This window comes from Glutamicibacter sp. GQ173 (assembly GCF_059759215.1).
Window position 1 is genome coordinate 262,911 of sequence record NZ_JCAXDT010000005.1, and the last position, 14,071, is coordinate 276,981.

The following is a 14,071-nucleotide window of genomic DNA, read 5'->3' on the forward strand; positions in this document are numbered from 1 at the left end:
ATTAGCTAGCCTTCTGGATTTCGGCCCACTGGCGCTCGACGTCGTCCAGACCGCCGATGTTGAAGAACGCCTGCTCTGCGATGTGGTCCAAGTCGCCATCGCAAATGGCCTTGAAGCCTTCGATGGTGTCCTTGATGGAAACGGTCGAACCCTCGACACCGGTGAACTGCTTTGCGGTGTAGGTGTTCTGCGACAGGAACTGCTGGATGCGACGTGCACGGGCAACGACGATCTTGTCCTCTTCGCCCAGTTCGTCGATACCGAGGATCGCGATGATGTCCTGCAGTTCCTTGTTCTTCTGCAAGATAGCCTTCACGCGGATGGCTACATCGTAGTGATCCTGGCCGATGTACTGCGGATCCAGGATTCGCGAGGTCGAAGTCAGCGGATCGATTGCCGGGTACAGACCGCGCGACGCGATTTCACGCGACAGCTCGGTGGTTGCATCCAGGTGGGCGAAGGTTGCTGCTGGAGCCGGGTCGGTGTAGTCATCGGCCGGGACGTAAACAGCCTGCATCGAGGTGATCGAGCGGCCCTTCGTCGAGGTGATGCGTTCCTGCAGCAGACCCATTTCATCGGCCAAGTTCGGCTGGTAACCCACGGCGGAAGGCATGCGGCCCAGAAGGGTCGACACCTCGGAACCGGCCTGGGTAAAGCGGAAGATGTTGTCGATGAACAGCAGCACGTCCTGGTTCTGGACATCGCGGAAGTATTCCGCCATGGTCAGTGCGGACAGTGCCACGCGCAGACGGGTTCCTGGTGGCTCATCCATCTGGCCGAACACCAAGGCGGTGTCCTTCAGAACGTTGGCCTCATCCATTTCGACCCAGAGGTCGTTGCCTTCACGGGTGCGCTCGCCCACACCGGCGAATACCGAGGTACCACCGAAGTTACGTGCAACACGGGTGATCATTTCCTGGATCAGAACGGTCTTGCCCACGCCGGCGCCGCCGAAGAGGCCGATCTTTCCACCCTTGATATACGGGGTGAGAAGGTCGATCGACTTGATGCCGGTTTCCAGCATTTCGGTCGAGCCCTCAAGTTCAGAGAACTTAGGTGGCTGGCGGTGGATTGGCCAGCGCTCGGTGACCTGGATCTCCGAGTTGTCAACGTCCAGGGCATCGCCCAATACGTTGAAGATGTGGCCCTTGACGCCGTCGCCAACAGGGACGGAGATCGCAGCGCCGGTATCGGTCACCGAGGTACCGCGGACCAGGCCGTCGGTGGCCTGCAGCGATACCGCGCGAACCAGGCCCTCACCGAGGTGCTGGCTGGTTTCGAAGGTGATCTTCTTGGTTTCGCCGTTGAGGGTCAGCTCAGCGGTCAGTGCGTTGTAGATAGCAGGCAGTGCATCGGCTGGGAACTCGACGTCCACGACCGGGCCAGTCACGCGCGCGATGCGACCGATGGCCCCTGCGGTAACCTGCTCGTTGAGTTGGGCAGTCATCTTTCTCACTTCTTGTCTGGTCGGAGTTAGCGGGAATTAGCCGTTCAGCGCGTCGGCGCCGGCAATAATTTCCGAAAGCTCCTGGGTGATTTCAGCCTGACGGGCATTGTTAAGCAATCGTGTGTACTTCTTGATCAGTTCGCCTGCGTTGTCGCCTGCGGCCTTCATTGCCCGCTGGCGTGCAGCAAGCTCGGAGGCTGCGGACTGCAGCTGGCAGTTGAACAATCGAGACTCGATGTACCGAGGAAGCAGCGCGTCAAGCACTTCTTCCGCCGATGGCTCAAACTCGTACAGTGGCAACAGCTCGTCGGTTGGAGTCTCGGATTCATCCTCGACAACCTCCAACGGCAACAGACGGATGACCGTCGGTTCCTGCGTGACCATCGACTTGAACTGGGTGTAGACGACGTGGATTTCTTCCACGCCACCCTCTTCGTAGTCGGTGTTGAAGTCCTCCAGGAGGACGTCTCGCAGCTCGTGTGCGGTTTCGAAACGCGGAGAATCAGTTTCCCCGGTCCACACTCTGGCGTACTCGCGTGAACGGAAATCAAAGTAAGCCTGTGCCTTGCGGCCGACCAGGTAGGTCTTGACTTCTTTGCCTTCTTCACGCAGGAGTTCCACGAGGTGCTCTGCCTGCTTCAGAACGCTGGCGGAGTAGGACCCGGCAAGTCCTCGGTCCGAGGTCATCACCAAGACCGCGGCACGGCGTACCTGCGCCGGCTCGGTGGTCAGTGGGTGTTCGACATCGGCCTGGGACGAGACGGCGGTTACTGCACGGGTAATCGCATTGGCGTACGGCAGTGATGCCGCGACACGCGTACGTGCCTTGCCAATGCGGGATGCAGCGATCAGTTCCATCGCCTTGAAGATCTTGCGCATCGACTTGGTCGATCCGATCTTCTGGCGGTAGACCCGAATCTGGGCTCCCATGTGTGTCCTTTCCTTATCCCCTGTGCTGTTGTTGCGGCGCCGTCACCGGCGCCGCAACTTCAGCACAAGAAAATTGTCAGCGCTTCTGCTTGACGATCTGTTCCTGGTCAACGGACTCGGCGTTCAGAGCGTCGTGCTCTTCGTGGCCAGCGGCAACCAGCTGATCGCTGCCTGCACCGAAGAAGCCGGCCTTGAAGTCGGCGATGCCGGACTTCATGGCTTCCAAGGTCTCGTTCTCCAGCTTGCCGGTCTGGCCGATCACGGTCAGAACGTCAGTGCGGTGACGCAGGTAGTCGATGAACTCAGCTTCGAAGCGGCGTACGTCCTCAACCGGGACATCGTCCAGGTAGCCGTTGGTGCCGGCCCAGATCGAAACGACCTGATCCTCAACAGCGTATGGGGTGTACTGGCCCTGCTTGAGCAGTTCCATCAGGCGTGCACCACGGGTCAGCTGCTGTTTGGAAGCGGCATCCAGATCCGAAGCGAACATTGCGAAGGCCTGCATGTCGCGGTACTGAGCCAATTCAAGCTTCAAGGTACCGGAGACCTTCTTCATGGCCTTGACCTGTGCCGAACCACCAACGCGGGATACCGAGATACCCACGTCGACAGCTGGGCGCTGGTTGGCGTTGAATAGGTCCGACTGCAAGAAGATCTGGCCGTCGGTGATCGAGATGACGTTGGTCGGGATGAACGCGCCCACGTCGTTGGCCTTGGTCTCGATGATTGGAAGACCAGTCATCGAACCTGCACCGAGCTCGTCCGAAAGCTTGGCGCAACGCTCAAGCAGGCGGGAGTGCAGGTAGAAGACGTCGCCTGGGTAGGCTTCGCGTCCTGGCGGACGGCGCAGCAGCAGCGACACGGCGCGGTAGGCTTCAGCCTGCTTCGACAGATCATCAAAGACGATCAGAACGTGCTTGCCACCGTACATCCAGTGCTGGCCAATGGCCGAGCCTGCATATGGTGCCAAGTACTTGAAGCCTGCTGGGTCAGATGCCGGGGAAGCCACGATGGTGGTGTATTCCAGGGCGCCCTGCTCTTCGAGGGTCTGGCGTACGGCGGCGATGGTCGATGCCTTCTGGCCGATTGCCACGTAGATGCAGCGAACCTGCTTGGTTTCGTCACCGGTTGCCCAGTTGTCGCGCTGGTTCAGGATGGCGTCAACCGCGATAGCGGTCTTACCGGTCTGGCGGTCGCCAATGATCAGCTGACGCTGGCCACGGCCGATCGGGATCATTGCGTCGATGGCCTTCAGGCCGGTCTGCAATGGTTCGTGAACGCTCTTGCGCTGGGTCACGCCTGGTGCCTGGAGCTCCAGTGCACGACGTCCTTCAGCGGCAATTGGGCCCATGTTGTCCAGTGGCTCACCCAATGGATCAACAACGCGGCCGAGGTAGCCGTCGCCGACTGGAACCGAAAGGATCTCGCCGGTGCGCTCTACCTTCTGGCCGTCTTCGATGCCGGTGAAGTCACCAAGCACAACGACACCGATTTCACGGGTATCGAGGTTCTGGGCCAGGCCCAGGGTGCCATCTTCGAACTTCAGCAACTCGTTGGCCATAACGGAAGGAAGACCTTCCACTCTGGCGATGCCGTCGCTCGCGGCGACGACGCGTCCCACCTCGGTGCGCTCTGCCTTACCCGGTTCGTAGGAAGATGCGAACTCGTTTAGGGCATTGCGGACGTCGTTGGCATTGATGGTCAAATCGGCCATCTGCAGTCCCTGCTCTCCTAAATTGTGATCCACCCTCAAGAATGGTGGATCGATGTGAATGAAGTCTGTGTTGGTCCCGGCGAGCCGGAACAACTGCCAGGAGCTAGCTCCTGGCAGAAGTCCTAGCTAGCCAGTGCGCGGCGCAAATCCGCCACGCGCGATGCCACGGAAGCGTCGACAACTTCGTCGCCAACCTTTACTACCAGTCCACCGACCAGCGATGGGTCGATAGCGGTGTTGAGCTTGAGCTGACGACCATATAGCTTGTTCAGGCTGGTCTCCAGGCGCGAACGCTGAGCCTCGGAAAGCTCCACAGTGCTGGTCACCGTCGCGATCCAGCGCTGCTGGCGCTTGGCAACTAGTTCAACGAAGCGTTCGGCCAGGGTTGCAGGCTTCAAACCGCGTGGGTTCGAAACTGCCTGGGAGATCAAAACCTGCGAGGTCTGCGACGCGTTAGGCACAAGCTTGAGCGCAAGTGCGCGCTTAGCTTCAACTGGGGCCTGTGCATCATCCAACGCACGCTGCAGTTCGTGGTTTCCACGGACTACCTCGATGAAGGAGAACAGATCCTGCTCCAGCTTGTTCAGCCCTGAAGCGCCGTCCTGCTGTTCAGCCACTGCGGTAGCCGCAGTGACAGCCAGCGTTTCGAGCGCATCGCTAATGTCGCGTTCCGAGCTCCAGCGGGTTGAAGCCAGCTGGGCGACGGTGTCCTCAGCGGCAGCCGAGACCTTTCCGTGCAGTAGCTGAGCCAAGAGGCCTGCCTTTTCGGCATCTTCACGGGCTGGATCAGTCAGTGCTCGGCGAAGACCGGCATTTGCATCCAGTACTTCCAGGACCGCGAACAGTTCCTTTGGCAGCTCAATAGATGCCAGTGCCAGCTTGGGTTCCAAGAACTCCAAGGCCTTTGCCAATGACTCGCTCGATACACTTGCCATTAGTTCGATGCACCTGCGTTCTGCTGAGCTTCCAAATCGTTCAGGAACTGATCAACCACGCGCTGTGCACGGGCATCGTCCTTCAGAGCTTCGTCAACAACCTTGCTTGCAAGCTCGGTGGCCAAGGTGCCCACGTCGGTGCGAAGCGAGGACAGAGCGGCTGCGCGCTCTGCCTGGATCTGGCGCTGAGCCTGCTCGCTGATGCGAGTAGCCTCGTCGGTTGCTTTGGTCTTCAGATCTTCAAGGATCTGAGCGCCTTCGCTGCGAGCTTCCTCGCGGATGCGGTTTGCTTCGGTGCGTGCTTCCAGAAGCTGGGCCTTGTACTGCGCCAAGGTCTCCTCTGCTTCCTTCTGCGCTGCCTCGGCCTTTTCAAGACCGCCTTCGATCGCGGTGACGCGATCTTCATAGGACTGCTCAAACTTCGGAGCGATGACCTTGATGACGATGAAAAGGAGGACCGCGAAGCCAACGCCCGTGACGAGAATTTCCCACGGGTTAGGCATCAGCGGGTTGACCGATTCGCCCGCAGCGAGGATGAAGTCAGTGCTATTCATTCTCACCATTCCTTATCTATTAGTTTCCACTTGTGTGTATGCCTCGCGATAGTGGCGAGGCCACTACAGCCGGGAAGGACTTACTTGATAACGAAGGCGAAAACCAGGCCAAGGATGGCCAGTGCTTCAGCAAGTGCGAAGCCGAGCATTGCGATTGGCTGCAGGATGCGCTGTGCTTCTGGCTGACGTGCAACGCCGTTGATGTACGCTGCGAAGATCAAGCCCACGCCGATAGCCGAACCAATTGCTGCCAGACCGTAGCCGATCATGTTCAGGGAGCCGCTCATGCGAATTTTCCTTTCAAGATACCGGCTTTTTGCCGGTAGGTTGTGAGGTTTTCCTTGAATCGTTCAAGGAAGAACATTTGGGATTTAGTAAATAAGAAATGGCCTAGTGGGCGTCGGCTTCAATTGCACCCTGGATGTAGATCGCGGTCAGCAGCGTAAACACGAACGCTTGCAGAACCATGATCAACAATTCCAGGAAGTACATAGCCACGGAACCTGCGATGACCAGAACACCAACACCATTCAGTGCCAGCGAGTCCTGGACGACGATCAAGTGGCGTGCACCTGAAGCAGCCAGCATCACAATGATATGGCCTGCCAGCATCGTTGCCATCAAACGCAGCGAGTGCGTCAGCGGGCGGACAATGAAGTTAGAAATGATTTCCAACGGCACCAGCAGAATCAACATCACTGGGCTGACACCCGGTGGGGTGACGGCCAGCTTGAAGAAGCGGATACCGTGGTTCTTCAGGCCTACAGCAATCCAGGTGCCGTAGATAATGATGGCCATCGCGTATGCAGAACCAGCGTGTGAGAACGATGGAAGCTGCAAGAACGGGATCGCGCCGAAGAGGTTGTTGAGCAGTACGAAGAAGAAAGTCGCGAATAGCAGCGGAATCCACGGGCGGAAGTTCTTCTCGCCGATGATGTCGCGGCCGATGCCGTTACGCACGAAGGCGTAACCGGATTCAGCGACGTACTGCATCTTGCCTGGAACCAGCTTCGGGTTCTTGATGGCCATGGTGAAGAACCAAGTGATGAGCGCGATCGACAAAACGATCATGAGCATCTGCTTGCCGAAACCGGTGCCGTACTCAGCTGCCCAAGGGAAAATCTCTGGGAGGTGGGTATCGGACACCGATGGCGGAATGAAGCCGCCTTCTTCTGAGGCCATTGGGAGCGCAAACGCGAACAACGCGCTGTCCTCTCTGCAGTAACGGTCACGGGCAAAAGGCGGTGACTGGCGGAAACTGCCTCTCACCGTGTGAAGAAAAGATCAAACGGGGATCCCACCACAGCTGTTGCCGGAGGCATCAACCCTGATGAGGTGCCACCTGCAGGTTTCCCCGCAAGCGCATTTGTATCCAGCCTCACGCAAAACCAGCGTTCAGCTAAAAATGACCCGTAGTAAGCTTATCAAACTCACAGCATCCTTCCGACACATTCGCCGGCCGGTACTCCCTAGTCCTCGTTGTAGATTGCCAGCCGAGCCTTCATGAAGGCTCGAACTTCGCCAACCTGCCAGGCAACGAGTGAGATAGCTGCTGCAAGAACGAATCCCTGTCGGTTAACCCATTCGGGCAAACCCAGGTTCAACAACACGAAGGCGATACCAAAAACCTTGATGACATATGCGCCCAAAAACGCAGGCATGGCCCACGAGCGGCGAATTCGTCCTGCAGCTTCGGCGATCAGAATGCCAATGGCAAAAAAGCCAATAACCACCCCGGCCGCCAATGCGCCCGACAGTGCATAGCGAAGATCAGCGAACAACCACGAAATCAGGAAAAATGCGGCCGTTGCGATCAGCGAATACACCAGTGACAAAGCCAAAATCGGCAACCAGATGGATTTCGGAGCTGAGGAAGTGCTGATGCGGGCAGAACTGGAAGTCACGTCCGCAACCTTTCTTCGGCAATCCGAGGGACCATCGTGCACCCACGATGCTGATGAAACTTGAAACTTCCGCTCGCCCAAAAAGAGCTCCCGGAAGAAGATCTACTTTGAATTCTACACGAGATAGAAAGACTTTGCTTGTGGATTACTCGGCCATTTGGTGAAGCTAATCATGCCCCAGGCGCTTGCGCAGAGCGCCAACTCGCTGAACGACCAATGGCCACCACGTTCCGATGGCCGCAGCCAAGAAGAGGACCAGTGCCATGGGGATCACCAGGAACACCGGAATGAAGGCAATGGACACCACCGAAACTGCGATCGCGGCGGCCCACAGGTAGAGCAGGATCACCGCGCGGCGTACCGAGTGGCCTTGGGCCAGCATCCGGTGGTGGATGTGCTTCGAGTCCGGTGAAAAGGGTGAGCGCTTGTTGGCCAGGCGGCGGAAGACCGAGAGTACAAGGTCCAGAACTGGTAGGAACACGATCACCATCGGCAAAAGCATGGGCATGTAAGCCGGGATATTGCGGAACCGGCGGGCTTCGAGTCCTTGCACGTCCCCGGTGACAGCGATCGCGGCCACCGAAAGGATCAAGCCGATAGCCAGCACCCCGGTCTCCCCCATGAAGATGTTCGCGGGATTGAAGTTGTGCGGCAGGAAGCCCAGGCAGGCGCCGAGCAACAGGGCACACAGCAGCGCGCCGAGATTCGCATAGTCATCGGCACTCACATGCGTCGCCAGAACGTAGGAGTACACGAAGAAGGTGGCAGCACCGATAGCTGCCAGGCCGGCGGCCAAGCCGTCCAGGCCATCAGAGAAATTGATGGCGTTCATGGTCAGGACAATCAGGAATATGGTGACAACAACCTGCAGCCATTGTTCCTTGATCTGCCACGAGCCCACAGGCAGCGACTGGATCAGGACCCCGTGCGTCGCCATCAGCCACCCAATGAGTATCTGCCCCAGGAGCTTGATCCACCAGCGCAGATCGAACATGTCATCGGCGAGGCCAAGGATCAGGATCACCAGCAGCGCCAGGCTCAGGCCCTGGATTGCCTGGCCGCCGAAGACTCCGCGGAAGAAGTGGAAATTGCTCGCCAGCCAAATGCCCATGCCGAAGGAAGCGATGATGGCCACGCCGCCAAATTTCACGATGGGCGATTGATGCTGGTCGCGTTCGCGCAGCATCTGGTTCGCGGTGTACCGCTGGCCCAGCGAACGGACCATGGGGGTCAGCAAATATGAGGCGGTGAAGCTGAAGGCGATGAGCAGAAGGTATATTCTCATGCGCGCTGGCCTGGGGCGTCCTGTCCCAGGTCGAGCACCTCGGGGACGACAACACGCAGTTCCTCGATGGAAATCGCGCCAGAGCGAACGACCTTCAGGTGTTCGCCGGTGCAGTCGATGATGGTCGAAGGCAGGGCGTCGGCCGAATTCTCGCCGCGCGAACCACCGTCAAGGTAGACGTCAACGGATTCGCCCAACTGCTCCATGGCCGAATCGGCATCCAAGGCTGCGGGCTGGCCGGTGCGATTGGCCGAGGAAACAGCCAGCGGGCCGGTTTCGCGCAGCAGTTCCAGGGCGGTCTCATCATTTGGGACACGCAGCCCAACGGTGCCGCGGGTCTCCCCCAGATCCCAGGTCAGCGACGGCTGCGCCTGCAAAATCAGGGTCAGCCCGCCAGGCCAGAAAGCTTCGGCCAGTTTCCGCGCGGCATCCGGGATGTCCCGGGCCAGTCCATCCATGGTGGCAGTTTGCGCGATGAGTACCGGTGGCGGCATGGTGCGCCCGCGCCCCTTGGCTGCCAGCAGCATGGCTACGCCCTGGGCGCTGAAAGCGTCGGCGCCAATCCCGTAGACGGTATCCGTGGGCAAGACGATGCATCGCTTGTCCGCCAAGGCGGCTTTGGCCGCGGTGATTCCAGCTGCATGCTCTTGCTCGTTGCTTACCAAAAATCTTGTGCTCACGGGATCATTCTTTCATGCACGGTGGGTCGTAGGTGGTACTGCTTCTCGGTGTGGTGCGTAGCCGGAGGTGGCACGGGCCCGTCCGGTCAAATCCTCATGGCCTGCCACCCGCTCGAATCCGGCCTCGCGCAGCATCGCCGCGGCGGAATCCTGCTGGACTTCGGCGTGCTCCATCACAAAATATCCGCCGGGGCGCAGCAGCTTCATTGCTTGGGCGCTGATAGCCCGAGGAATCTGCAATCCGTCCTCGCCCAAGCCATAGAGGGCCATATCCGGATCGTGGTCCCGGACTTCTGCCTCGCGCGGAATCGCGTTGGGCGGAATATAGGGCGGATTGGAAATCACCAGATCCATGGACCCATCGAATTCACCGGGCAGGCTGGTGGCATCCTGGTGCAGGACAGTGATCTGGTGCGGCAGGCAATTGACGCGGGTATAGCCGATGGCCTCGGCGGACAGCTCGACCGCCCAGACCCTGGAGCCCGGCAGCTCGCTGGCCAGCGCCGCAGCGATGGCCCCGGAGCCGGAGCACAAATCGATGCAGGAAGGAGCATCGATTCGGTGCGCGGCCACAAAATCCAGCCCCAGCTGCACCACGGTTTCGGTCTCCGGGCGCGGGGTGAAGACCCCGGGGCCGACCTTCAGCTCGAGATAGCGGAAGTGGGCTACCCCGGTCAGGTGCTGCAGCGGAATGCGGGTACGGCGCGCGGCGACCAGCGCGGTGAATTGCTCGCGCAGCTCGGCCTGGAAAACATCGCCGCGCAGCTCGCGGAGCTTGAGCTCCGAGCGGCTGATGCCCAGCACGTGGCAGAGCAGCAGGTCGGCATCAACACCGGGGCTTGGCACCCCGGCGTTGGCCAGCGCCGCAATCGCCGCGTGGCGAACGGCTGAGAGTTCTTCCAAGGCGCTATTACTCGCCCAGCGCTGCCAGGCGCTCTTCCTCGTCCATCTGGATGCAGGATTCGATCACCGGCTGCAGGTCGCCGTCCATCACGGCATCCAGGTTGTAGGCCTTGTACCCGGTGCGGTGGTCCGCAATGCGGTTTTCCGGGTAGTTGTAGGTTCGGATGCGCTCGGAACGGTCCATGGTGCGGATCTGGCTGGCACGCTGGGCAGAATTCTCCTGGTCGATGATCTCCTGCTGGTGGGCCAGCAGGCGCGAGCGCAGCACGCGCATGGCGGCCTCGCGGTTCTGGATCTGCGACTTCTCGTTCTGCATGGCCACCACGATGCCGGTGGGCATGTGGGTGATGCGCACCGCGGAGTCGGTGGTGTTCACGGACTGGCCGCCGGGGCCCGAGGAGCGGTAGACGTCGATCTTCAGGTCATTCTGGTGGATCTCGACTTCTTCTGGCTCGTCGACTTCTGGCAGCACCAGGACGCCGGCTGCCGAGGTGTGGATGCGCCCCTGGGATTCGGTCACCGGCACGCGCTGCACGCGGTGCACGCCGCCTTCGAACTTCAGCTGGGCGTAGACGCCTTCAGCCGGGTCGTTCGACTTGCCCTTGATGGCCACCTGGGCGTCCTTGTAGCCGCCAAGGTCGGACTCGTTGAAGGAGATCATCTCCACCTTCCAGCCCTTGTTCTCGGCGTAGCGGGTGTACATGCGCAGCAGGTCGGCTGCGAACAGCGCGGCCTCGTCGCCGCCTTCGCCGCCCTTGACCTCGAGGATCACATCGCGGCCGTCGTTCTCGTCGCGCGGAATCAGCAGGCGGCGCAGCTTTTCCTGCAATTCAGGCATTGCAGCGCTCAGGGCCTCGACCTCTTCGGCGAAATCCGGGTCTTCATCTGCCATTTCGCGGGCAGCTTCCAGATCCTCGGTGGCATTGTGCCAGCGGTTGTAGGCTTCGACGATGCCGTTGAGCTGGGCGGAGCGGCGTCCGAGCTTGCGTGCCAGCGCCTGGTCGGCGTACACCGCCGGATCCGAGAGCTGCGCCTGGATCTGTGCATGCTCTTCTAGTAGCGTCTTGACGGATTCGAACATGGTGGTGTGCTTCCTTGTCGGCGGTGTCCGCGCAGTGGGGCCGGATCGGCGCTGCGGGCTGCTGGGAATAAATTCTAGTTGGTTTTCGGGTCACTACGCGCCGATGGCGTCCAGCCAGCTGCCGGTGTGGCAGGCTGGCTGGACGCCATGGCAGGCAGGGGTGCTAATCCTTGTGCGGGGTGGTCTTGTTGACCAGCATCAAGAATTCTGCGTTGGATCCGGTTTCGCGGATCTTGCCGGTAAGCACTTCAAGTGCCTGCTGCGGATCGATGCCCGAGAGCATGCGGCGCAGGCGCCACATGATGCGCACCTCTTCGGCACTCATCAGCTGCTCTTCGCGGCGGGTGCTCGACGCGTTGACGTCGACGGCCGGGAAGATGCGCTTCTCTGCCAGCTGGCGCGAGAGGCGCAGTTCCATGTTGCCGGTGCCCTTGAATTCCTCGAAGATGACCTCGTCCATCTTGGACCCGGTCTCCACCAGTGCGGTGGCAAGGATGGTCAGCGAACCGCCGTTTTCGATGTTGCGGGCAGCACCGAAGAAGCGCTTTGGCGGGTACAGCGCAGCGGAGTCCACACCACCGGAGAGGATGCGGCCCGAGGCTGGAGCCGAGAGGTTGTAGGCGCGGCCCAGGCGGGTCATCGAGTCCAGCAGGACCACAACATCCATGCCCATTTCCACCAGGCGCTTGGCGCGCTCGATGGCCAGCTCGGCCACCGTGGTGTGGTCATCGGCCGGGCGGTCGAAGGTCGAGGCAATAACCTCGCCCTTGACGGTGCGCTGCATGTCGGTGACTTCTTCGGGACGCTCGTCCACCAGAACCATCATCAGGTGCACTTCTGGGTTGTTGATGGTGATCGCGTTCGCGATAGCCTGCAGGATCAGGGTCTTGCCGGCCTTCGGAGGCGAAACGATCAGGCCACGCTGGCCCTTGCCGATCGGGGCCACCAGGTCGATGACACGCGGGCCGACCAGCTTCGGATCGGTTTCCAGGCGCAGGCGCTCGGTTGGGTACAGCGGAACGAGCTTGTTGAACTCGACGCGTTCGCGGTTGTCTTCCGGCTTCTTGCCGTTGACCGAAGTCAGCTGCACCAGGGCGTTGAACTTCTGGCGCGGGTTCGGGGTCTCGCCCTCGCGCGGCTGGCGGATGGCACCTACAATGGCATCGCCCTTGCGCAGGTTGTACTTCTTGACCTGGCCCAGGGTGACGTAGACGTCGTTGGGGCCTGGCAGGTAGCCGGAGGTGCGGACGAACGCGTAGTTCTCCAGCACGTCCAGGATGCCGGCGACCGGCAACACGACATCGTCTTCGCTCAGCTGCGGCTCGTCGTCATCACGGCGGTTGCGGCGGTTGCGGTTATTGCGGTCGTTGTTGCGCTCATTGCGATCGTTGTTGCGCTCGCGGCGGTTATTGCGATCATTGCGATCGTTGTTGCGCTCGCGGCGGTTATTGCGATCATTGCGATCGTTATTGCGCTCGTTGCGCTCTTCGCCGCCCTCGGTCTCGCTGGACTCGGTGCGCTCGTTGTTGCGCTCGGCGCGGTCATTGTTGCGCTCGCGGCGGTTGCCGCGTTCGCGGCGCTCTTCGCGGGTCTCGCCGTTGTTCTCCGACTCGCCTGCTTCGCCGCGGTCATTGCGCTCGGCGCGATCGTTGTTGCGCTCGCGGCGGTTGTTGCGATCGCGGCGCTCTTCGCGGGCCTCGCCGTTGTTCTCCGACTCGGCGGCTTCGCCGCGGTCATTGCGCTCGGCGCGGTCGTTGTTGCGCTCGCGGCGGTTGTTGCGATCGCGGCGGTTGTTGTTGCGCTCGCGGCGCTCCTCGCGGGCTTCGCCGTTGCCTTCAGCGGCTTCGGCCTTTGGCTCGGCGTTCGCTGCTGGCTGCTCGGCGGCGGCTTCTGCCTTGGCCTTGGAGTTGCGGCGCTGGCGCGGAGCCTTCTGCTCTGCTGGGGCTGCTTCGGTCTCGCTGGCAGCTTCCGGCACCTCGGTCTTCGCTTCGGCGGCGCCCGGGGCCTTGCCCGAGTCGGTCACGCGGCGCGATGGGCGGCGGGTGCGCACTGGCTTCTGCTCGGCGGCAGCTGGCTCTGCGGCCGGCTGGGCCTCAGGTGCTGCTTCGGCCTCGACCTTGGCTTCTGCCTTCGGTGCGCGGCGGGAGCGGGCCTTGGTTTCCTTTGGCTGCTCGGCTGGCGCTGCCGCTGTTTCGGTGTCAGCCTTGGCGGCCTTGGCGTCCTTGGCGGCAACGGAGCCGCCACGCTGGTGATCGCCGATGGCCTTGACCAGGTCGGCTTTGCGCATTCGCGATCCGCCGGTAATGCCCAGCTGCGAAGCCAGCTGCTGGAGCTGGGTCATCTTCAAAGAGGCCAGACCGGCGCTCTTGGTTTCGGAAGTCTTGGTGTCCACGCCTTCGTTGAGGCTCGTGGTTTCGGTCACGAAAGTTCCTTCTGACTCGTAGGATGGGCCGCTTCTAGGCAGGCCCACTGTGCCGTAAATGTTGTGCAGCAGCCGAAGATTTCATGGTTGCTCCACGCTCCACCGAGCGAGCCCAGGGTTCAGGGCACTAAACTGCGGTGGAATATGAGGAAACTGATATCTCGACGGCACGAGGCTGTGCATGAATGTGGGATATCAAAGGTGCTGTGAACGGCA

Annotated in this window: 13 protein-coding genes; all 13 read right to left on the bottom strand. The window is 60.8% G+C overall.

Going from position 1 to position 14,071, the window contains the following annotated elements:
- Position 1: 1 nt before the first annotated feature.
- Entirely contained in the window at positions 2-1,447 is a 1,446-nt protein-coding gene (atpD, locus tag AC6CHO_RS10405) for a F0F1 ATP synthase subunit beta (protein WP_060701294.1), read from the bottom strand.
- Positions 1,448-1,483: 36 nt separating this feature from the next.
- Positions 1,484-2,377: a F0F1 ATP synthase subunit gamma gene (locus AC6CHO_RS10410; protein WP_060701293.1), complete on the bottom strand. Its 894-nt coding sequence runs from the start codon at positions 2,375-2,377 to the stop codon at positions 1,484-1,486.
- Positions 2,378-2,453: 76 nt separating this feature from the next.
- Positions 2,454-4,091 carry a F0F1 ATP synthase subunit alpha gene (gene atpA, locus AC6CHO_RS10415; protein ID WP_060703342.1) on the bottom strand — a complete coding sequence of 546 codons (1,638 nt, stop codon included), beginning with the start codon at positions 4,089-4,091 and terminating at the stop codon, positions 2,454-2,456.
- Positions 4,092-4,213: 122 nt separating this feature from the next.
- Positions 4,214-5,026: a F0F1 ATP synthase subunit delta gene (locus AC6CHO_RS10420; RefSeq protein WP_146274869.1), complete on the bottom strand. Its 813-nt coding sequence runs from the start codon at positions 5,024-5,026 to the stop codon at positions 4,214-4,216.
- Complete coding sequence (locus AC6CHO_RS10425) at positions 5,026-5,580, bottom strand: F0F1 ATP synthase subunit B (protein WP_060701291.1); 555 nt, start codon at positions 5,578-5,580, stop codon at positions 5,026-5,028. Before AC6CHO_RS10425 ends, AC6CHO_RS10420 begins: the two co-directional genes overlap by 1 nt.
- Before the next feature lie 80 nt (positions 5,581-5,660).
- Positions 5,661-5,873 (bottom strand): ATP synthase subunit C-like protein, encoded by a 213-nt coding sequence (locus AC6CHO_RS10430; RefSeq protein WP_028268761.1) that lies wholly within the window; start codon positions 5,871-5,873, stop codon positions 5,661-5,663.
- A 97-nt stretch (positions 5,874-5,970) separates the two neighbouring features.
- Positions 5,971-6,762 carry a F0F1 ATP synthase subunit A gene (atpB, locus tag AC6CHO_RS10435; RefSeq protein ID WP_498214938.1) on the bottom strand — a complete coding sequence of 264 codons (792 nt, stop codon included), beginning with the start codon at positions 6,760-6,762 and terminating at the stop codon, positions 5,971-5,973.
- A 287-nt stretch (positions 6,763-7,049) separates the two neighbouring features.
- Positions 7,050-7,484, bottom strand: a complete 435-nt coding sequence (locus AC6CHO_RS10440; RefSeq protein WP_498214939.1) for a hypothetical protein — start codon at positions 7,482-7,484, stop codon at positions 7,050-7,052.
- A gap of 166 nt (positions 7,485-7,650) precedes the next feature.
- Complete coding sequence (locus AC6CHO_RS10445; protein ID WP_498214940.1) at positions 7,651-8,769, bottom strand: MraY family glycosyltransferase; 1,119 nt, start codon at positions 8,767-8,769, stop codon at positions 7,651-7,653.
- Positions 8,766-9,449, bottom strand: coding sequence for an L-threonylcarbamoyladenylate synthase (locus tag AC6CHO_RS10450; protein WP_060701287.1), 684 nt, complete (start codon positions 9,447-9,449; stop codon positions 8,766-8,768). Before AC6CHO_RS10450 ends, AC6CHO_RS10445 begins: the two co-directional genes overlap by 4 nt.
- Positions 9,450-9,461: 12 nt before the next feature.
- Positions 9,462-10,352 carry a peptide chain release factor N(5)-glutamine methyltransferase gene (prmC, locus tag AC6CHO_RS10455; RefSeq protein WP_498214941.1) on the bottom strand — a complete coding sequence of 297 codons (891 nt, stop codon included), beginning with the start codon at positions 10,350-10,352 and terminating at the stop codon, positions 9,462-9,464.
- Between the two features lie 7 nt (positions 10,353-10,359).
- Complete coding sequence (prfA, locus tag AC6CHO_RS10460; protein ID WP_498214942.1) at positions 10,360-11,433, bottom strand: peptide chain release factor 1; 1,074 nt, start codon at positions 11,431-11,433, stop codon at positions 10,360-10,362.
- Between the two features lie 163 nt (positions 11,434-11,596).
- Positions 11,597-13,855, bottom strand: coding sequence for a transcription termination factor Rho (gene rho, locus AC6CHO_RS10465; RefSeq protein WP_498214943.1), 2,259 nt, complete (start codon positions 13,853-13,855; stop codon positions 11,597-11,599).
- Positions 13,856-14,071 lie beyond the last annotated feature (216 nt).

Bases quoted from the DNA above. Each gene is read 5' to 3' on its own strand.
- AC6CHO_RS10425 (WP_060701291.1), bottom strand. From the start codon at position 5,580: ATGAATAGCACTGACTTCATCCTCGCTGCGGGCGAATCGGTCAACCCG.
- AC6CHO_RS10445 (WP_498214940.1), bottom strand. From the start codon at position 8,769: ATGAGAATATACCTTCTGCTCATCGCCTTCAGCTTCACCGCCTCATAT.
- AC6CHO_RS10420 (WP_146274869.1), bottom strand. From the start codon at position 5,026: ATGGCAAGTGTATCGAGCGAGTCATTGGCAAAGGCCTTGGAGTTCTTG.
- prfA (WP_498214942.1), bottom strand. From the start codon at position 11,433: ATGTTCGAATCCGTCAAGACGCTACTAGAAGAGCATGCACAGATCCAG.
- AC6CHO_RS10410 (WP_060701293.1), bottom strand. From the start codon at position 2,377: ATGGGAGCCCAGATTCGGGTCTACCGCCAGAAGATCGGATCGACCAAG.
- atpA (WP_060703342.1), bottom strand. From the start codon at position 4,091: ATGGCCGATTTGACCATCAATGCCAACGACGTCCGCAATGCCCTAAAC.
- atpD (WP_060701294.1), bottom strand. From the start codon at position 1,447: ATGACTGCCCAACTCAACGAGCAGGTTACCGCAGGGGCCATCGGTCGC.
- atpB (WP_498214938.1), bottom strand. From the start codon at position 6,762: ATGGCCTCAGAAGAAGGCGGCTTCATTCCGCCATCGGTGTCCGATACC.